General features: G+C 48.1%; 14 protein-coding genes and 1 pseudogene. 10 read left to right on the top strand and 5 right to left on the bottom strand.

Going from position 1 to position 18,962, the window contains the following annotated elements:
- Positions 1–122: 122 nt before the first annotated feature.
- Positions 123–809: a queuosine precursor transporter gene (locus HMPREF9999_RS01045; RefSeq protein ID WP_044062816.1), complete on the bottom strand. Its 687-nt coding sequence runs from the start codon at positions 807–809 to the stop codon at positions 123–125.
- A gap of 387 nt (positions 810–1,196) precedes the next feature.
- Here HMPREF9999_RS01045 and lysS point away from each other — a divergent pair, with 387 nt between their 5' ends.
- From lysS to HMPREF9999_RS00995, 10 genes are all read left to right on the top strand, one after another.
- Positions 1,197–2,927 (top strand): lysine--tRNA ligase, encoded by a 1,731-nt coding sequence (gene lysS / locus HMPREF9999_RS01040; RefSeq protein WP_044062848.1) that lies wholly within the window; start codon positions 1,197–1,199, stop codon positions 2,925–2,927.
- Positions 2,928–3,114: 187 nt separating this feature from the next.
- Positions 3,115–4,170, top strand: coding sequence for an NAD(P)H-dependent glycerol-3-phosphate dehydrogenase (locus HMPREF9999_RS01035; protein WP_009751968.1), 1,056 nt, complete (start codon positions 3,115–3,117; stop codon positions 4,168–4,170).
- 142 nt (positions 4,171–4,312) lie between these two features.
- The gene (locus tag HMPREF9999_RS01030) at positions 4,313–5,713 is read left to right on the top strand and encodes an NAD(P)/FAD-dependent oxidoreductase (RefSeq protein ID WP_009751967.1); all 1,401 of its coding nucleotides are present in this window, start codon (positions 4,313–4,315) and stop codon (positions 5,711–5,713) included.
- Positions 5,714–5,942: 229 nt separating this feature from the next.
- Positions 5,943–6,608 (top strand): 7-cyano-7-deazaguanine synthase QueC, encoded by a 666-nt coding sequence (gene queC, locus HMPREF9999_RS01025; RefSeq protein ID WP_009751966.1) that lies wholly within the window; start codon positions 5,943–5,945, stop codon positions 6,606–6,608.
- A gap of 42 nt (positions 6,609–6,650) precedes the next feature.
- Positions 6,651–7,115 carry a preQ(1) synthase gene (queF, locus tag HMPREF9999_RS01020; protein WP_009751965.1) on the top strand — a complete coding sequence of 155 codons (465 nt, stop codon included), beginning with the start codon at positions 6,651–6,653 and terminating at the stop codon, positions 7,113–7,115.
- Between the two features lie 68 nt (positions 7,116–7,183).
- Complete coding sequence (locus tag HMPREF9999_RS01015) at positions 7,184–7,492, top strand: FtsB family cell division protein (protein WP_009751964.1); 309 nt, start codon at positions 7,184–7,186, stop codon at positions 7,490–7,492.
- A 77-nt stretch (positions 7,493–7,569) separates the two neighbouring features.
- Entirely contained in the window at positions 7,570–7,971 is a 402-nt protein-coding gene (locus HMPREF9999_RS01010) for a hypothetical protein (RefSeq protein WP_009751963.1), read from the top strand.
- Positions 7,972–8,032: 61 nt separating this feature from the next.
- The gene (locus HMPREF9999_RS10660) at positions 8,033–8,428 is read left to right on the top strand and encodes a T9SS type A sorting domain-containing protein (RefSeq protein ID WP_009751962.1); all 396 of its coding nucleotides are present in this window, start codon (positions 8,033–8,035) and stop codon (positions 8,426–8,428) included.
- A 184-nt stretch (positions 8,429–8,612) separates the two neighbouring features.
- On the top strand, positions 8,613–9,017 hold the full coding sequence (locus HMPREF9999_RS01000) for a hypothetical protein (protein WP_044062843.1): 405 nt from the start codon (positions 8,613–8,615) through the stop codon (positions 9,015–9,017).
- Positions 9,018–9,209: 192 nt separating this feature from the next.
- Entirely contained in the window at positions 9,210–14,276 is a 5,067-nt protein-coding gene (locus HMPREF9999_RS00995) for a DUF4132 domain-containing protein (RefSeq protein ID WP_009751960.1), read from the top strand.
- A gap of 80 nt (positions 14,277–14,356) precedes the next feature.
- Here the strand turns inward: HMPREF9999_RS00995 and HMPREF9999_RS00990 are convergent, their stop codons facing one another.
- From HMPREF9999_RS00990 to HMPREF9999_RS10655, 4 genes and pseudogenes are all read right to left on the bottom strand, one after another.
- Positions 14,357–16,258, bottom strand: coding sequence for a WG repeat-containing protein (locus tag HMPREF9999_RS00990; RefSeq protein WP_009751959.1), 1,902 nt, complete (start codon positions 16,256–16,258; stop codon positions 14,357–14,359).
- A gap of 446 nt (positions 16,259–16,704) precedes the next feature.
- Positions 16,705–17,685, bottom strand: a complete 981-nt coding sequence (locus HMPREF9999_RS00980) for a glycosyltransferase (protein WP_009751957.1) — start codon at positions 17,683–17,685, stop codon at positions 16,705–16,707.
- On the bottom strand, positions 17,678–18,493 hold the full coding sequence (locus HMPREF9999_RS00975) for a phosphorylcholine transferase LicD (protein WP_009751956.1): 816 nt from the start codon (positions 18,491–18,493) through the stop codon (positions 17,678–17,680). The genes HMPREF9999_RS00980 and HMPREF9999_RS00975 overlap by 8 nt, the downstream gene beginning before the upstream one ends.
- A gap of 70 nt (positions 18,494–18,563) precedes the next feature.
- Positions 18,564–18,962: pseudogene (locus HMPREF9999_RS10655) on the bottom strand (SDR family NAD(P)-dependent oxidoreductase); the annotation flags it as partial.

The following is an 18,962-nucleotide window of genomic DNA, read 5'->3' as shown; positions in this document are numbered from 1 at the left end:
GCGCATTGCCCCATTATGGTGAAGTTGCAAATTAAAAAGAAACTAGGATTTTCGCTCAATGTTAGGTACGAAAAGAGCCATAGTTAAAGAAAATTGAGGGAGAAACAGTCTGCTAAATCAGATTAAACATCGAAGACTCTCCAAATGCGATAGTCCACATTGTGGTCGAATACATCTGTTTGTTCGCGATGTTTCACCCATTTTACGATGCGAATGGTGATCGGCAGTACAATAATTTCGTAAAGCGTCTTAGCCACGATTTGCACCGCCATAAGTTTGAGCATCTCCGTCATAGACACCAAGCCCCAAAATGCGATGGGGAAGAAGATGAGTGAGTCGCCTGTTTCGCCTACTAAGGTGGAAACTACAGCGCGGAGGGAGAAATGCTTGCCGCCATCAGAGATTTTCATGCGACTCATCACCCAAGCGTTGAGAAACGAGCCAATGATGAAGGCGATGAAACTGGCACAAGCGATGCGCGGAGCCAGACCGAAGACAAAGTCAAAGTGTTCTTCGCCTTTCCAGAAGGGAGCTGCAGGAAGGTACACCGCAAGCTGTCCGATGGCAACGACAAGGAAGTTCATGAAAAAACCCAGCCAGATGAGCAGGCGTACCTTGCGGTAGCCCCAAACTTCGGCGACAACGTCGTTGATGATGTAAGAAATGGGAAAAACTAGAAAACCTGCGGTCATGGAAATTGGACCAATTTGCACCAATTTCGTTTCAAACAGATTAGATGCCACGAGGCACACACAGAACACTACGCTCAGCACTAAGAGCGAAAGGCTCACATTTTTAGAAGAGGACATAAAAAAGTCTTGTTTTTAGAGTGGTTAGCAACTACACTTTGCCCCCGCTCCTCAATACACTTGGAGATGAAGAAGCGGCGACAGGGCTGCAAAGATACGAATTTCTGAGTAAATAAGTTGCACGTTCCCAAGATTGTTGTGCAAACTCGGTAGAAATTTGAAAAACTCTTGGAAGAATAGCGTGAAATGTCCTAGTACAGCACGGACACTTTCAAAAGAAAATCGTATCTTTGCCACAAATATTACATTAGCCTAAGATTGCGCCAATTGATTGTGGACAAGGAGATAAATAACTTTTCCCAAAGCCTCAATGATGGACTCCTAAAGGAGGCCGAAAGGATGCTAAATCACAGCAGCAAATCTTACAGAATTGAACAATACAATCCTATGAATATCCTCGAACTCAGTGAGCAAGAGATTGCTCGTCGCAAGTCACTCGATGAGATTCGTGCCCTTGGCATTGATCCTTATCCAGCAGCAGAATATCCCACCAATGCTTTTAGCGATGAAATCATTGCAAACTTCCGCGATGAAGACGAACCCCGTAAGGTTTGCATCGCAGGTCGTATGATGAGTCGCCGTGTGATGGGTAAGGCAACTTTCCTTGAACTTCTCGACTCTCGTGGACGCATCCAAGTTTATATCACGCGTGATGACATCTGTCCCGAAGAAGACAAGACCCTTTACAATTCTTTGGTGAAGAAACTCCTTGATTTGGGTGACTTTATCGGAGTGAAAGGTTTTGTATTCCGCACCAAAACTGGTGAAATTTCCGTGCACGTGCGCGAATTGACTCTTTTGGCTAAGAGTTTGAAGCCACTTCCCAGTCCAAAAGAAAAGGATGGCGAAGTGTTTGATGCCTTTGAAGATCCTGAATTGCGCTATCGTCGTCGCTATGTAGACTTGATTGTTAATCCTAACGTCAAAGAAACCTTCTACAAGCGCGCAAAGGTGATCACCACCATGCGTGGTATCCTAGACGAAGCTGGCTACACTGAGGTAGAAACTCCCACCCTCCAAAATATTCCTGGCGGTGCTTCTGCGCGTCCCTTCATCACACACTTCAATGCTTTGAGTCAAGAGATGTATTGCCGCATTGCGACAGAACTTTATCTCAAGCGTCTCATAGTAGGTGGCTTTGAAGGTGTCTATGAAATTGGCAAGAACTTCCGCAACGAGGGTATGGACCGCACGCACAATCCTGAGTTTACTTGTGTAGAACTCTATGTGCAGTACAAGGACTACAACTGGATGATGGAATTTACCGAACGTATGCTGGAGAAAATCTGCATCGCGGTCAATGGTAAACCCGAAACTGAAATCGATGGCAAGGTGATTAGCTTCAAAGCTCCCTATCGTCGTCTCCCCATTCTCGAGGCGATCAAGGAAGAGACTGGCTATGACCTCAACGGCAAGTCTGAAGAGGAAATCCGCACCATCGCAGAGAAGCTCGGCATCGAGGTGGACGACACCATGGGTAAGGGCAAGCTGATTGATGAAATCTTCGGTGAAACTTGCGAAGGCAAGTTCATTCAGCCCACCTTCATCACGGATTATCCCGTGGAAATGTCGCCCCTCACCAAAATGCACCGCAGCAAACCTGGTTTGACCGAGCGTTTTGAGTTGATGGTAAACGGTAAGGAGTTGGCGAATGCTTACTCAGAGTTAAACGACCCCATCGACCAAGAAGAGCGTTTCCTCGAACAAATGCGCTTGGCTGACAAGGGTGACGACGAAGCAATGCTCATCGACCAAGACTTCCTCCGCGCTCTCCAATATGGCATGCCTCCCACTTCTGGTATCGGCATCGGTATCGACCGCTTGGTCATGCTGCTTACTGGCAACACCACTATCCAAGAAGTGCTCTTCTTCCCTCAAATGAAGCCTGAGAAACTCCCTGCCAAGGACAAGGTTGAGGCTTATCTTCCCCTCGGCATCCCAGCTGAGTTAGTGCCCGTGCTGCAAAAGGTGGGTTACTATCTGGTGCAAGACCTCAAGGAAGCCAATCCTCAGAAGATCCAACAGCAGATGGGCGAAGTAATCAAGAAATATCAGCTCGATATCACCAAGCCTTCGGTAGCTGACATCGCAGCTTGGATTGAAGCCCTTGGTGCATAAGCACATCACATCATGCCGCATTGGTGGGGACGATAGGATATATCGCCTCACCAATGCAGTGTTTTCTATCGACCTGTGATACGTCCTCCTCAACTCCTGCGCAAAGATAGCGTAGTGGTGTAGGATAATCCTTAGTCGTATATCATTTTATTTCCTCTATCGACCACACTTAAGCCTACTTCTCCTTATGCCTAGTTTCAGTTCTTTCTTCGGATTTGGCGACAGCAACGAAGACAGTCGCGGTTTGGCCGAGTTTCCTGGGAAAATCGCCATCATTGGTAGTGGATCTTGGGCGACAGCAATCGCTAAAATCATGCTAGAAAGTGTGCCCGAGATTGAATGGTATGTGCGTCGTGACGAAACAATTGAAGAGTTTCGTCGCTATGAACATAACCCCACTTACCTCACTTCGGTGAAATTTCCCGTTGATCGCATCCATTTTAGTAGCGACATCAATGAGGTGGTGCGCCAAGCCGATACCCTCATCTTCGTCACCCCATCTCCCTATCTCAAAGCCCAGCTCAAAAGACTCAAAGTCAAGCTACACAATAAGTACATCATGACCGCCATCAAAGGCATTGTGCCAGATGAGAACGTGGTGTGCACAGAGTATTTTCGCACCACGTTAGGTGTGCCCGAAGACCAGTTGATGGTGCTAGGGGGGCCAAGTCATGCTGAAGAAGTGGCGCTCAATCGCCTCACCTATCTCACAGTTGGATGCACAGACATGGAGCGTGCTCGCACTATGGCGCAGTTGGTGGCCAACGACTATGTGAAAACATCAGTTTCACAAGATGTTATCGGCATCGAATACGCTGCCGTGCTCAAGAATGTCTATGCCATCGCAGCTGGCATCTGCTCGGGATTGCAATATGGTGACAACTTCCTCTCGGTACTTTTGGCAAGTGCAGTGCAAGAAATGCATCGTTTCTTGACTGCAGTCTATCCTATTGAGCGCAATGTCTACGATAGTTCCTATCTTGGTGACTTGTTGGTGACGAGTTATTCCAACTTCTCGCGCAATCGTGTGTTCGGCCAAATGATTGGTCGCGGATACAGCGTGAAGAATGCTCAAATGGAGATGGAGATGATCGCAGAAGGCTACTATGGTGTGCGCTGTATGCGCCACATCAATCAGCGTTATAGAGTGAACATGCCCATCCTTGATGCTGTCTACAACATCTTGTATGAGCGCATATCTCCCCCACTCGAAATCAAACTCCTCACCGATTCCATCAGATAGTTCCATCTGTTGACACTGCTCGTTGCGAAGGATTGCAAAGCTCTTCGCCACTCCTTATATAATATAAGCACAAGAATTTAATGGGTAGCACGGTGCTTTCTGGCATTGCTCCATAACATTTTATCCTTTCTTACATCCTCACATGGCGTTTAACGTACCTCAATCCGATAAAAAGCGTGTGGTCATCGTTGGCGGTGGCTTTGGTGGTTTGAAATTGGCCAACAAACTCAAGGATTCTAACTTCCAAGTTGTCCTCATCGACCGCAACAACTACCACCAATTCCCACCTCTGATCTATCAGGTGGCTTCGGCAGGCATCGAGCCTAGCAGTATATCCTTTCCTTTCCGCAAACTCTTTCATGGTCGTAAGGATTTTTATTTCCGCATGGCTGAGGTGCGTAGCGTTTTCACCGACCAAAAGATACTCCAAACCTCGATAGGCAAGATTTCTTACGACTATCTGGTCTTTGCGGCAGGAACAACCACCAACTTCTTCGGCAATAAAAACGTGGAAGAGCACGCCATTCCCATGAAAAATGTGAGTGAAGCTATGGGACTCCGCAACGCCTTGCTCGAAAATTTTGAGCGCGCTCTCACCTGCTCCAGTGAAACCGAGCGACAAGAACTGCTCAATGTTGTGATTGTTGGTGGTGGCGCCACTGGAGTCGAAGTGGCTGGTGCATTGTCGGAGATGAAAAATTACGTTCTTCCCAAGGACTATCCCGACATGCCTTCGAGTTTGATGAACATCTACCTCATCGAAGCTGGACCACGTCTACTTCCAGCCATGAGTCCTCCCACTTCGGCGCATGTCGAAGGTTTCCTCCGCACCATGGGCGTCAATGTATTGCTCAACAAGATGGTGACAGACTATCAAAATCATCGTGTCATCTTGAAGGACGGTACACAAATCGCTACCCGCACCTTCATTTGGGTGAGTGGAGTAGCAGGAGAGACTGTGGGCAATCTTGATCCCAAATACCTGGGACGTGGTCGTCGCATTGTGGTTGATGCCTACAATCAAGTAGAAGGATTGGACGGTGTCTTTGCCATCGGCGACCAGTGCATCATGCCTGAGGGCGATCCTCGTTGGAAAGGGGGACATCCCCAGTTGGCACAAGTTGCTATTCAACAAGGAAAACTTTTAGCTCGCAATCTCAAAGCCCTAGAGAAGGGTAAAACGCTCAAGCCTTTCCGCTATAAGAACCTTGGAGCTATGGCTACTGTCGGAAGAAATCGCGCCGTAGCCGAATTTAGCGAAGTGAAGATGGCTGGTTTCTTTGCGTGGTTCATGTGGCTCATTGTCCATCTCCGCAGCATTTTGGGTATCCGCAACAAGAGTATTGTTTTCCTCAACTGGGTGTGGAACTATGTTTCCTATGCTCAATCGCTGCGCTTCATAGTTTATGCCCGCAAAGCCAAAGAGGTGGTGGACCGCCAAGCTCGTCTCGCTTCGCAACACTGGGGCAACGACTTGCTGAGTGAGGGAGTAGATGCCCAAGAAAAAGAGATTGATGCTAAAAATGCCCAGGAGAAATCCTAATGCTTTTGGGGAACTTCTACAGAGCATCTCATAGGCCGTTATCATCTTTCTTGGACTATTGAACTAAAATTCTCGGAGATTTCTCAAAATATCTCCGAGATATTTCTGAAAATTTCCGAGAATTTTTATAAAATCTCCGAGATAATTTTGAAACTCTTGGAGTTTTAGGACGATTACCTAGTTTTTTATCGGAGAGGTCTCTCCCATCAGCTATCCAAATCATTCAGTCATGAATCAAAAAGCCCTCGTTGTTTTGAGTGGGGGACAAGACTCCACCACCTGTCTTTTTTGGGCACTTCGTGAGTTTGACGAAGTCTTTGCTCTAGGATTCACCTATGGACAGAAGCACGCTGCCGAAGTAGAGTTGGCGCGCGCCATTTGTGCTGAACAGAATGTGCCCTTTGAGGTGATGGATGTACCCTTGTTGGGACAGCTTGGTCGTAATTCGCTCACCGACACTTCCCTCACCATGGACGAGAATAAGCCTGCTGATGCACCGCCCAATACGTTTGTGCCTGGACGCAATCTCTTCTTTCTCAGCATCGCAGCGGTTTATGCTCGCGAACGTGGCATTTTTCATCTAGTCACTGGGGTGGGACAGACTGACTTCTCGGGCTATCCGGATTGTCGTGACAACTTTGTCAAGAGTTTGAACGTCACGCTCAATCTAGCCATGGACGAACAGTTCTGCATTCACACGCCACTCATGTGGCGCGATAAGGCCGAAACTTGGGCGCTTGCCGATGAACTCGGAGTGCTCGACTTGATTCGTCAGCGCACACTCACTTGTTACAACGGAGTGGTAGGTGATGGCTGTGGACATTGTCCCGCTTGCCAGTTGCGCCAAGCAGGATTGCAGCAATATCTGCTCACCAAAGAGACAACCAACAAGTAATCATTTCTCTAGAATTTCCTACTTATATAAGTTATTATCCTTATGTCACAACGCGAAACCGAAGGCCTCCAACATCTCGGAAGCCAAGGCACTCAATATCCCACGGACTACGCACCAGAAATGCTCGAGTCGTTTGTCAACAAGCACCAAGAAAATGACTACTGGGTGCGCTTCAACTGCCCAGAGTTCACCTCTCTCTGTCCCATCACTGGCCAACCTGATTTCGCCGAAATCCGTATTTCTTACATCCCCGATGTAAAGATGGTAGAGAGCAAAAGCCTCAAACTCTATCTCTTCTCCTTTCGCAATCATGGCGACTTCCACGAAGACTGTGTCAATGTCATCATGAAAGATCTCATTCGCCTCATGGATCCTAAATACATCGAGGTCACTGGACTCTTCACTCCCCGAGGTGGCATCAGCATCTATCCTTATGCCAACTACGGAAAGCCTGGTACTCGCTACGCAGAACTTGCTGCCTATCGTTTGCAGCAGCATGATCTTTAAGCCTCTTGTGGCTAGCGAATCAGGTACTTCGCTATAGTTGTTTCTCACTTATCCCCGTCTCTTGCAGCATGGTTAGTCTTTCCTCCATCGTTTCTCGGCTTTGGCGTTTTCGCATCGCCTTTATCACTATTCTTTTTGTGCTGGGTGCTGGCATTTTTGACGAACATAGTGCGCTCAACATCTTCTTGCTCACTCGCAATAATCATGAGTTGCAGCAAAACATTGCGCAATTTGAACAGCAGTATAAGGAAGATTCTCGTGCACTTCGCCTTATGGACAATTCGCCCGAAGCCGTGGAGAAAGTGGCGCGGGTGAAGCTCTTCATGAAAAAAGCCAATGAAGATGTCTATGTGGTGGTGAATGACTCTGACGAATAGGAACTTGTGAGAGGCCTTCTCCTCTTTTGTAATTCGATTTTCTTGAGATCTTTACCTTCACTTCCCCTTTGCTTCTTATGATGAAACCCCTTACCCCTTTGCAAAATGCCATTTCCATGATTGGCGGTGTGCTTCTTATCGTAGGTGCTCTCCTACCGCTTGCTGGCGTCATGGCTGAATATGCTCCTTATGTCTTCACTTTAGGTGCGCTTTCTTATGGGGGCACGCAGATGTTGCGCCGTTATGAAGGTAAAAACACGACTATTATTCGCCTGCGACGTCAAGAAATTATCGGTGCTCTCCTACTCATGGTCAGTGCAGTACTCATGCTCGTGAGTAGTTTTCGCTTATTGCCCCTGCAAGGTGGTGAGTGGAAGGTGTGTCTCTCCATAGCCGTAGTCTTTGAATTGTACACTGCTTTCCGTCTTCCTCAAGAGTTAGACAAAGAAGCACGTAATAATGAGCAGAAAAAAGGATAAAATCTTGGCATACTCCACATTTTGTTGTATATTTGCCACAATCACTTAGCATTTTAAGCCTATGCAACAACATATACTCCGCATCTATCTAGCCCTTTTCTTCGTGAGTGGTTTCGCTCTATCGGCAGCTGCTCAACATAAATTGGGACATCTTGACTCTTTCGCAGCAGGACAGGTTTCTGTTGCTAGTGAGTCTCAAGGCAATGCTGCGACACTAGCCGAGGCACCCATGCAGATGGAAGCTCCCGGTTTGGATGAAATTGCAATCACTGTGCGAGGCAATCAAATTCGTGTCCAGCATGCAGAAGGGCTTACTTTGATGGTTTACAACATCACCGGCGTTAAGGTGAGTACCCATCGCGTAGAAAGTGATGATTATTCCTTTACGCTCAATGTAGATCGTGGCATTTATATCGTCAAAGTGGGCAAAGTGGCACGCCGCATTACCATAGGCTAAAGCGACACTCAGCTTTACGGCCTATGCATTCACAGAATACTTTATATATAGTCTTCGTTTTTTATGCGAACTCTCAGCATAAACGGTCTTTCTTGCCCTAAGAATGGCCGTTTTTTTTGATTTTATGGCATGTACAACGCATATATGCGCAGAGTTATCGCACATTAGAGTTTAGTTTATGCCTATGAACATTTATTTCATTCGCAAGCGCAGTGGAAGTCGCAAAGAATTGGGGCGTCATCCTTTCATTTTGGATGAGGCTTCCAGCACCTTGCGGCAGTTGCTCACTGAGTTTACCCTTCATGGTCTTCGTGAAGCTCAAACAGTGGTCAGTGATTTTCCTCTCACCGAGGAAGAGATTGCTGCACAATCCGAGGAAGGGCGCGTGAAATTCGCCAGCCGTTATGGTGAAAATCACGACACTCCAGAGCGTGCCCTTCAGGTGATGCTCCAGGCATTTGCCGATGGTTTGGTGCGTATCTTCGTTGATGGTGAAGAAGTGACCGACCTCGATGCCGCACTCTCCCTGAAAGAGGGTAGCGAAGTCGCATTTCTTCGCCTCACCTTCCTCACTGGCCTGCTGTGGTAAGGTGAATATGGAAGATTTCCTCCGTGTTTTTGATTGCCAATTCCTATATTTCTAGGGGCTAACGTCAACTTTCTAACTTCTAACGTCCAAGATTGTCGGTCTAATGTTCAATATCGGTGGTCAAACGTCTAATGTCTAGCCTCTCACGTCTAACGTCTAATATCTAACGTCTTATATCTACTGTCTAATCTCATGCGTACTCCAGAACAAGCAGAACTATTTAAGAAGGATTATTTAGCTCAAATCGATGTCAACTCATTGAACAAGGTCGAAGAAGTGCTGTATAAAGCCGTAAAATCTAAGGATTTGTCTGAAGTATCTCCTTGGGAACTCCACAAGTCCTTACAAGAACTGACCATCGGTTCCTTAGTGCATTCCCAACTGCTCATAGCTGGTTACCATCTTCCCCACCTGTTGCCCTCGTGGCTCAGTGAAATTCTGGCATATCTCCTTGGTTATCAGGAAACGAAGGGGATGATGCGCAGCATTTATCGCTTCCGCTTGTCTAATTCAGGCAAGTTGTCGGAAGCTACTGTGAGAGAGACAGTCGTCGATGCGTTTATGATAGCTCTTCATGGAGCAAGTTTAGACGATCTTGTTCGTGGGCGCCATACAATGCGCCTACAGGAGTTTAGAAAGGTCGGTTATAGCGCTTTCATTGGAGCCGCTTTACGCCAAGGCAATGCCGAAGTCATTGCCGCTGCTAAGGACGTAATCACCTCAGAAAACAATGTTGGCATCTTATCTTACGAATTAGTCTGCGCTATCGAGCGTGGTGACAACGAAGAACTCCATGATTTGCTCCTCAACCTGCTGAAAGCAGCTAAGTTGCAAGAGGGATTGCGACAAGTAATCCTGGAGAGTGGTGATTCCTACAACATGGATTTCTACCTCAAACTCCTAAAAGTCGTCGACGAAGAGGGACTTTTGCGCTATAGCTCTGTACGTCGTGCCGTGCAAACTTGGTGCGGATTGGGATACGAAAAGGTTGAAGATAAGGATATTGCGACTATCTTCCACGCCATTCGCCGATATCTCGAGCATCCCGAGGAACTCGCCACTGCTTATGCAGGAGATAATCCGCTACTTGTCTATATTGCGCTCTATACTGTGGGCTGTGTCGATGCGCAAGTGGCATTTGACGAGGCTGAAGCGCTGCTGACTAGTGACAAACCCTCGCAGGTCTCTGTGGCTGCCTTGTGGTATTTAAATCGTGTCAATCTGGAAGATAGGCACTATATAGACTTTTTGCATCTCGATGTATTTACTCTTCGATTAGAAGAACCTACTTTTCGTGCCTACATCATCAATGAGTTTAGAGGAACAGACGTATTAGACCATTTCGTTAAAACGAAAAAGGCGATAGCATTCAGCGAGAATACTCGGAAAAAACTGGAGGTGTTGCACCAAACAATTTTAGATTGGCTGCCAACACTCAAAGCGAAGAATAAAGTGGTCCATCCGGGATTCGAGTGGTTCTGCATTTCTTTCACGCGCGAAAGCGTTATCAATGTCTTATATACGATCTCTCTGCTCCTCCACACGCAAGCTGCTGTGGATAAATTCCTTGCGCAGAAGATTCCCTCATGGGGAGTAAATATCTTCTCCTCCTATTATTATTACAATAGTGACAAAGATGGATATACAGATTTCTTCTTTTCCTACGTGCTTCCTATGGGATCTCCCGAGGCGCGTCGAGGTTTTCTCTTGCGCAATGCTTTGAATTTTGAGAACGATGCCCTGTTTCTCGTATTCCGCGAGGCGTTCTTGCGCGAACAATTCACAGATAAGGAAATCCAACTCCTTGATGCCAAATTCAAATCCAAGGTTTCCACCACGCGCCAACGCGCAGTGCAGTTGCTGCTCACGCAGCCCGATGACATTTTGGTGGGAGCTTATGAGCGATTGCTGTGTACGAATGGCGACTATATAGCCGATTGTCTGGTGGAACTCCGTGAGGGCAGTGCCATTTTGCGCGAGAAGTTTGGCGAAGTGACCGAGTCAGAGAAGAAAATCTCTGAGGATGGTGCTGCTGACAGTGGAGCCGCAGCCGGAAAGAGTGAAGCTAAAGCAGCGCAAGTGGGAGATGCAGGCGACAGTCAACTACGTTTCGGCTTGTTCACTCCCACAGAGCTGCCAAAACTCCCCTTTGAAAATCCATTTGCTGACGCAGAACGTTTCGCCGCAAGCCCTGTTTCGCAGTGGGTGTCCATAGATTCCAAGAAAAAGTCTTTGCTTGCTCGAATCTTCTCCAGGGGAACCAGCAAATCCAAACTAGATTTGTCCAAACTCTTCCCCTTAACAGAAAAAGATGTCAAAGCTATCTATGACGATTTTGCCCAAATCCTTGAGGATAACAAGGAACTCACCTACCAAGACGAAAGGGGAGAAACGCTATGTCTCTATGACGGCGGTTTTATGTGGAACGGTGCCACAGAGGTAAATCAGCTCCCTTACCCGGAACTCTGGAAAGGTTGGATCGAACGTTACGACATCACCGACGAAAAAGTCTTAGCTCTTGATTTGATGATGAGTTATCTTTTGCTCAATGACCGACTAGGGGTGTTGCCCTTGCCTTTGAACGGTTATCCTTTTGGCGATATCGGCGGGCGAGTGCAGTGGACCCATTTATGGAAGTTCCAGAGAATGATCGTGGCTCTCCAACACATGGTGAAGAAACGGCGACCTGAGTTGGTGTTCTCCCATGCTTACACCCTCTGCCAACTGTGTTATTGGTATACCCCACAAGAGACTTATAAGGAACCCTACAGGTATCGCGATGATGCAATCTATCCTATCTCTGGAGGATTTCCATTGAAATACGCCATCCATGCGTGCGAATCGAACATGCAGGGCGAGTTTGAGCGCGTAGCTCCGATGTTTCTTGCGTTTTACCACAGATGGGGCGAACCTGCTTGCCAAGAGGACTGGGAAGATGTTTATTATCTTCCGACGGCTGTCCTGCTTCAGCTGCTTGCGCATGGAACCATCAACGAAGACCAGCTGTATACGCAGATGGAATATGAAAAATTCCGCGGCTTGCAAGATATGATGGATCTGGCTTATGCCCATCGCTGGGGAGCACTGAGCCTGAAAAAGGTGGAAGAACTGGAGAAATATGCAAGAGACGAGGTCAATTTGATTTGTTATAGCCAAAACACCCGAGATTTAGTCGATCGATTTATCAACCATCTCTTTGAAGTGGAGATGCAACGTCGCAATGCTCCCACAGAGGCTACTGAGGCGTTTCATCAGTGCTGCTACATTCTCGTGCTCAAAGGGGCAGAGCGTGTGGCGCGCATCATGAAGGCAGTGCGCAAAGATCACCTCAAAATCGACATTTATGGCACAGAGCGCCGCTCCATCCTCAGTAGTTTGGCGACGAGCTGTTACCCGCTTCCCACAGATACGCCCGAGATGTTGGCAGACATCTCGGAACAACTCCTCGTAGAACTCGCATTCTTCGCGCCACAGTGGCTGGATTTTGTGGAGCAACGTCTGAATTGGCGCGGATTCCGTACCGCCTATTACTACTTCATCGCCCATGCTCGTGAGATGGGCAACGACGAAAAAAAGGCACTCATCGCACGTTACACCGAACTAGACCCTCTAGATCTCGCAGATGGTGCGTTTGACGAGGCACTCTTCCGCCAAGCTCTTGAAGAAATCGGAGAAGAGCGTTTTGAAATCTGCTCCAAGGCTGCCAAATACATCGGCAGTGGTGCCATCCACACTCGGGCACGCCGTTATGCAGATGTCGTGCAAGGCAAGGTGACAGAGGAAGAACTCCTGAAGCAAATCAAAGAGAAGCGCAACAAAGATGCTGTGTGCGCACTAGGATTGCTCACCGATCGTGACGATGCTGCGATCCAACGTCGCTATCTTCGCATTCAGCAGTTCCTCAAAGAGTCAAAACAGTTTGGTGCTCAGCGACAAGACTCTGAAAGACGCGTATGGGAGATTGCGCTCCTCAATCTTTCTCGTGGTGCAGGCTTTGCCGATCCCGTGCAACTTACGTGGCGCATGGAAGCCCTTCAGGTGGAAAGCGCAGCCAACTACCTAGAAGGCATCGACATCGAAGGATATTCCTGCATCATCTCCCTCAAGGACGACGGCACCAATAGGTTGCAAATCCTCAAAGATAAGAAGTTGCTCAAAGGGATTCCTACAAAACTCAAGAAGCATCCGCAATATCTGGAGATAGCGGAGGTGAGCAGGGCGTGGAAAGCCCAACATCAGCGTGCGCGCTTCCTACTGGAAGACATAATGCAACGCCGCACTCCGCTAGCCATGGACGATGTGCGCGCCATTCTCTCCAATCCCGTGGTGAGTCCGATGTTCAAAAAGCTCGTGCTTCTCCAAGACCAGCAGTTCGGACTTCCCACCGCCGAAGGACTCGCCACGTTAGATGGGGTGAAAAAGTATGGAAAATCGCCACTTCTTCTCGCACACCCCGTAGATTTCAACGCAGCTGGACTGTGGGCAAAATGGCAGTCTCACCTCTTTGCTGAGAAGTTGGTGCAGCCCTTCAAGCAAGTCTTCCGCGAACTCTACGTGCCCATGCCGGAAGAGGCCGAGCTGAGAGAGTCACGTCGCTATAGTGGCTATCAAATTCAGGTGAAACAAGCCGCTGCAGCCTTGCGTTCTCGTGGCTGGAATGCGAGTTATGAGGGTGGATTGCAGAAAGTCTTCCTTGCGCAAGGCATCTGCGTTTCGCTCTATGCCCGAGCCGACTGGTTCTCTCCCTCAGCTGTTGAAGCTCCCACCATAGAATATGTGCGGTTCTCTCGCACTCGCTATGTGCCCGGTGTGCCAGATCTCCACATTGCCGACCTAGATCCTCTGTTGTACAGTGAGGTGATGCGCGATATCGACATGGCGGTGAGCATCGCCTTTGTGGGAGGTGTAGACCCCGAAACTGGACAAAGCACCAAGGAACTCCGTGCTGCCATCGTGCGCTGCACAGCAGAGTTGATGAAATTTGCCAATGTCAGCATCAGCGGCAACCATGTCTACATCAAAGGCATGCTCGCCAACTACACCGTTCATCTAGGTTCTGGTTTGGTGCGCCAAGAGGGCGGCACAGTAATTCCCATTATCCCTGTGCACAGTCAGCACCGCGGCCGTATTTATCTGCCTTTCATGGATGAAGATCCCAAGACGGTGGAGATTATCTCCAAGGTGGTGCTTCTCGCAGAGGATAATAAACTCAAAGATCCCACCATCTTGCAGTGGATTCAACCGCATGTGCAGTCCTAGTCTAGCCCCTTTCGCTCAAAATAATAAGTCCGCATCCCTCGCGTGTAGGGATGCGGACTTTGTTTTGTTGCAGTGCGCTGCTATTTGTTTCCTAGATTGGCGATGGTTTCTTTTAAGGACATGGGTCTATCTTCCGAAGAACTGTCCTCCATCATCATTTGGTCAGAGAGTCCGTCCGTCATGTCTTCGCTCAGTTCTTCGGAGGTAATGTTGAGATTCTCTTTGTGGTTTTTGAAAAACTCAATATCATAGTCTTCAATTCCCTCTATTTTACCCCAAATCACAAAGACGGAATGAGGTTCTAATGCCACAATCGCGTGGTGTCCATCCTTGAGTTTGAAGATTTTTGCTCCATTATTGCCTTTCATCAGGCTACCAGTTTGCTGCAAACGCGCCACTATCGCATTGAAAAGTGGACGAAGTCTGCCGTGCATCTTACCTTTATTCGCTATTTTCATGGCGAAAGACATGGGATATGTGTCATTCCACACAAAGTTGTGCGACATCATTTCCTCTCTCTCCGCTTCATAGTCCAATTCACTCGTTGGGAAGAGACCATTTTTGCCTGCTTTGTGGCGGCTCATCAGTTGATTATACTCAACATATAGTTCGGTTTGGATGCCCATGACGTTGAGGGTGTAGGTGAGGTCAGCGCGATTTCCCAACAATGCAGGGAGCATTTCTAAGGCTTCTTCATCTTCGATTTCACCACTCACTTCTGCCCAGTGTTTTGCTCCAACTTCTGCAGAAGAACGGAAGGAAAGTCCATCTACACCTTGCGGACTAAACTTCAGTTGGTTGAGCAGTTCATTCAAATCTATAATGTCAGACTGGATGAAATCATCGCCTTTTTTCCATCCCACTTCTACCATGTCGGGCTGGTGTTTCAGCGGGTTTCCTTTAAGGTCTACTAGACTATAGCCCATTTCGTTGACTTTCACCACGGCATGCTCGTTGTCAAAGTCAGAAGCATTGTAGATAGCTTCAAAAGCCTCAGAGCCCACCTTTTGTCCGTACTGATTGAGCCAGATACTTTTCCTATCGACATTGCTCTCTATCGTAGCAATGAGATAGTCTCCATCAAATTCTAAGTCAGCATATTGGGCAGGAATCAAGATTTCTCCATTGAGATTCATCAATCCAAAGCCTTTTCGGTTGGAATAGATGAAGTTATTTCCCTTGATGGCCGTGATATTCTTCACATTTTCTGGGCAGCGAAAGAGCACATCTCCCTTAAAGTTGTAGAAAGTCCAGCTTTCTTTGTCTTTTTGCTTCGTGGCGATGGCAAATTTATCGTTGCCTGTGGTGAGTTCTTCAAACTCCGACGACTGAAATTGATGCAGCATTCTTCCTGATTTGTCGAAGAGATCAAGGGCATATTTGCGAGGGCTGTCGTCCGAAAGAATGACTCTTTTGTATTGCTTGGGGATGCCCACGAAATTTCCTTCGTCTGCCACCAAATAGCAATAAGAGGGCTGGACGACGCATGTGCCGTTTTCATCAATGGCTCCGTACAAACTGTCGGTGGTCATGAAGATGGCGTAGCCTTGGTCGAAGCTTGCTATTTCTTCTACCGATTTATTGGCGATGCGATCCAGATGTTTCAGCACTTTTCCCTCAGTGTCGATGAGCGAAATCCCTTGATTGCGCTCCGTCACCAAAGCTCTGCCGTGGTAAAAGCCAGAAGTGTAGACGTATTTCCCACCTTTTTTTTGCGGTTGGGTTGAAAGGTCATACATCTCCCACAGTCCTTCGTCATTTTTTACGAAATATCTGCCATCCATTGCGACAGTAGGTTCGTTCTTGAAGTAATCTCTGACGATGACTTCGCCGTCCATGCTCACGATGCCCCAACGACCAGATTCGGAGCTGCGGAAAGCCAAAGCTTCTATCTCATGAGAGGGTGATTCAGTGGAACAAGCACTGGTGATTGTTGCGGAGATGGCGAGCAACAATAGGGTAAAAAGGTTAGATACTTTCATTTTCAGGTAGTTTTAGTAAAGGTTTGTAGTAGAAAATCTTCCATTGGTATAAGGACAAAGTTAGGATTTCCTTGGCGACCATCCAAGTGTTTTCTCTCTTTTTGAGAGAGTAAAGCGAAGGTTTTGCGATTATTTACAAGAAATCTCCGAGAGTGTGCATAGAAATCTCCGACTTTTTCTAAAAAATCTCGGAGAACTTTTGAAAAAACTCGGAGAACTTTTTGAAACTCTCCGAGTTTTTTATCGCGACTCTCCCTTTTGTCTGTGAGAATGCTCAGATGAGCGCAAAGAGAGCCTTGAAGTATTAGGTTCATTTGACCTTGATGAGCTTGTTCTTTTGTGAAGAAAAAGCAAGAGGACAAGGGCGTTGATGTCCTTGTCCTCTGTGGATTGTTGCAAAAAGAATGCGAAGTGTGGTGTAAACACCTCAGCTGTTGTTGGCGAAGTTAGTGCTTGGGTTTGCCGATTATCCAATGTTTGAGCGTGCGCAACACTTGACCGAGCCAGGTGTAGCGGATGCCCCAGTCTCGAATCGCTTCTGCGAAGAGTCGTTCTATGGCAGGGGATTTTTCGGGAGTGCGGTGCGAAAGTTGGAGAGGTCGCGTGAGGGGCTCCCGATCATAGCTGAAATGCTGCAACCAACTGCTAGTGGCGCTGAAGTGTGTGCCCCCTTGTAAGCCGATATTGCGGATGAGCGTGCGCGCAGGTGTGAGGCACAGTCCGCCAGCTCGGTAAATAGCGATTTCCCAACAGACATCCCAAGGGATAGGGTCGCGGTCGATGGAGTGAAGGCAGGGAAAATTGCCCCCATATTGCATAGCATCGATGTCGTCGTTGGTGAGACCTTCGAGTGCTTCTTGGGCAGAAGCGTAGTGGACAAAGTGATGTTGCCAGCGATCGCGCCAGGTGCCCCATCCCCAGCCGCCCATGTGGGGCGTGAAATAGGCTTCGTTGTCCGATTCTAACAGTTCGGGGTGCTCATCTATCAGATTGAGATGAGTGAATCCGGCTACGTGCATCACTAGAGGTTCTTCGCGATAGAGCTGAAAAGCGCGATTCATGTAGGAAAGAAAGCCCTGCGCTGTGACAATGTCGTCTTCCAAGACGATAATCGTCTCGTGGTTGTCAAAGACTTGGGAGATGCCCTCAATGATGTTGCGCTCGAGATAGAAATTCTCGGGACGTTCGATGAGATGAAAGGCGCGGAAGAGGTGTTCCTCTGCATTGCGCTCCGCAAATTCGTGGAGATATTCGCGTAAGGTTTCGACAGATCGCCAAGAACTATTGTCGCGCCCGCCATCGGAAAAGACATACACTTCCGTTTCTGGCGCAAGATAGTTGGCCGCTAGGGCTTCTAGCGTGCGCTTGGTGTGATCTAGGCGATTATAAACGAAGAGTGCCACGGGGGCAAGGGAGGAATCAGTCATCGATAGTGAGCTTTGCGCTGTGGGGATGGAGATTGTCGAGAGAAGGAAGCTGCATGTAATTGCCAAACTTGCGACGGAGGTAAGCATCTGTGTCAGCGGGCACGGGAACTGTCAGACCATCGAACTCTGCCGTGGTGAGGGGGAAGGTTTCCTCTGGGAGAATCGTGTTGTCGTATGGGATGCCTGGGCTGTAGTTGAGGAATTTCGTGGGCCAGAGTTTGGCAATCGCGCGCAACACTGGGAAGACGAAACGCTCATTGAACTTGCGGATGCGGCGCACCTTGGCAATAAGCTGATCGGGCGTGTAGTTGGGATTGTTCATCACCTTATATACTCGCCCGAAAGTGCGATTGGAAATCCAAAGCAAGGGGAGAGGCATCTTTTCGTAAGGGAAGATGTCGATGAAAATGCCCTTGAGTTGGAAGATGCGGTCGTAGTCATTGGTCTCTTCTAGGTAGCTGCGTGTGTCGCGCACCTTGGCAAACTGGAAGAAATAACCTGGATCGGTATCGGGCGTCTGAAGTTTCAGGTGTTCCGGCAGTTCTTCGGGCAGAATTTTCAGTAGTTTCTCATAGTCCTCTCGAAGCATCTCGATGTCGAGGTCGTCGTCCCAAGGAATATATCCACCATGGCGCACGCAACCAAGGAGAGTGCCAGAGCAGAGCCAGTATTTCAGGTTGTGGCGACGGCAAATCTTGTCGATTTCTCCGAGCATTTCGGTCATGCGGTGCTGCATGCGGCGTAGAAGTGAGCCTTCGGGATTGAAACGCTCGTGGAGAGCTTCGTGGTCAATGGGAGGTTGAGGCATAAATCAGTAAGGAGAGAGGATGAAGAAAGGCGGGGAGGGGAAGAATAGGGTGGAGAATACAAAGCAGGCGTCAGCTTTTCACACGTCCAGATTGGAGTTTGTAGTCATAGGCTCTCTGACCCTCTTTGCGAAAATCGGCTTGGTAGCGATCGAGCACGGCGCGAAACACTTCGTCATATTGGGGGATGTAGAGATCGTCGTGAGCAAGGGCGCGTGTGAGTATCTCTTGTGCCAGTGGGAAAAGCTGATCGAGCTGCGTGGAAGTGCCACCTTCAAATTGCGAACCGCTGAAGTGTCCGGGCGAAACATTGAGAATGCGATTGGGAGTATCGGCGCGCGAGAGTTCGACATTGACACTTTCGATAAAACTTCTCAGCGCGGCTTTCGTGGCACCATAGACGGCATAGAAGGGAGAACTCAAGAATCCAGCGATGCTCACCATGATGGCACAAGGAAAACCTTCCTTTTG

The sequence above is a fragment of the Alloprevotella sp. oral taxon 473 str. F0040 genome, assembly GCF_000318095.2.
Classification (GTDB): domain Bacteria; phylum Bacteroidota; class Bacteroidia; order Bacteroidales; family Bacteroidaceae; genus Alloprevotella.
This window is presented reverse-complemented; position numbering and strand designations above follow the sequence as displayed.

Excerpts from the sequence above, each read along its gene's own strand:
- HMPREF9999_RS01045 (WP_044062816.1), bottom strand. The coding sequence starts at position 809 with ATGTCCTCTTCTAAAAATGTGAGCCTTTCGCTCTTAGTGCTGAGCGTA.
- lysS (WP_044062848.1), top strand. The coding sequence starts at position 1,197 with ATGAATATCCTCGAACTCAGTGAGCAAGAGATTGCTCGTCGCAAGTCA.
- HMPREF9999_RS01035 (WP_009751968.1), top strand. The coding sequence starts at position 3,115 with ATGCCTAGTTTCAGTTCTTTCTTCGGATTTGGCGACAGCAACGAAGAC.
- HMPREF9999_RS01030 (WP_009751967.1), top strand. The coding sequence starts at position 4,313 with ATGGCGTTTAACGTACCTCAATCCGATAAAAAGCGTGTGGTCATCGTT.
- queC (WP_009751966.1), top strand. The coding sequence starts at position 5,943 with ATGAATCAAAAAGCCCTCGTTGTTTTGAGTGGGGGACAAGACTCCACC.
- queF (WP_009751965.1), top strand. The coding sequence starts at position 6,651 with ATGTCACAACGCGAAACCGAAGGCCTCCAACATCTCGGAAGCCAAGGC.
- HMPREF9999_RS01015 (WP_009751964.1), top strand. The coding sequence starts at position 7,184 with ATGGTTAGTCTTTCCTCCATCGTTTCTCGGCTTTGGCGTTTTCGCATC.
- HMPREF9999_RS01010 (WP_009751963.1), top strand. The coding sequence starts at position 7,570 with ATGATGAAACCCCTTACCCCTTTGCAAAATGCCATTTCCATGATTGGC.
- HMPREF9999_RS10660 (WP_009751962.1), top strand. The coding sequence starts at position 8,033 with ATGCAACAACATATACTCCGCATCTATCTAGCCCTTTTCTTCGTGAGT.
- HMPREF9999_RS01000 (WP_044062843.1), top strand. The coding sequence starts at position 8,613 with ATGAACATTTATTTCATTCGCAAGCGCAGTGGAAGTCGCAAAGAATTG.
- HMPREF9999_RS00995 (WP_009751960.1), top strand. The coding sequence starts at position 9,210 with ATGCGTACTCCAGAACAAGCAGAACTATTTAAGAAGGATTATTTAGCT.
- HMPREF9999_RS00990 (WP_009751959.1), bottom strand. The coding sequence starts at position 16,258 with ATGAAAGTATCTAACCTTTTTACCCTATTGTTGCTCGCCATCTCCGCA.
- HMPREF9999_RS00980 (WP_009751957.1), bottom strand. The coding sequence starts at position 17,685 with ATGACTGATTCCTCCCTTGCCCCCGTGGCACTCTTCGTTTATAATCGC.
- HMPREF9999_RS00975 (WP_009751956.1), bottom strand. The coding sequence starts at position 18,493 with ATGCCTCAACCTCCCATTGACCACGAAGCTCTCCACGAGCGTTTCAAT.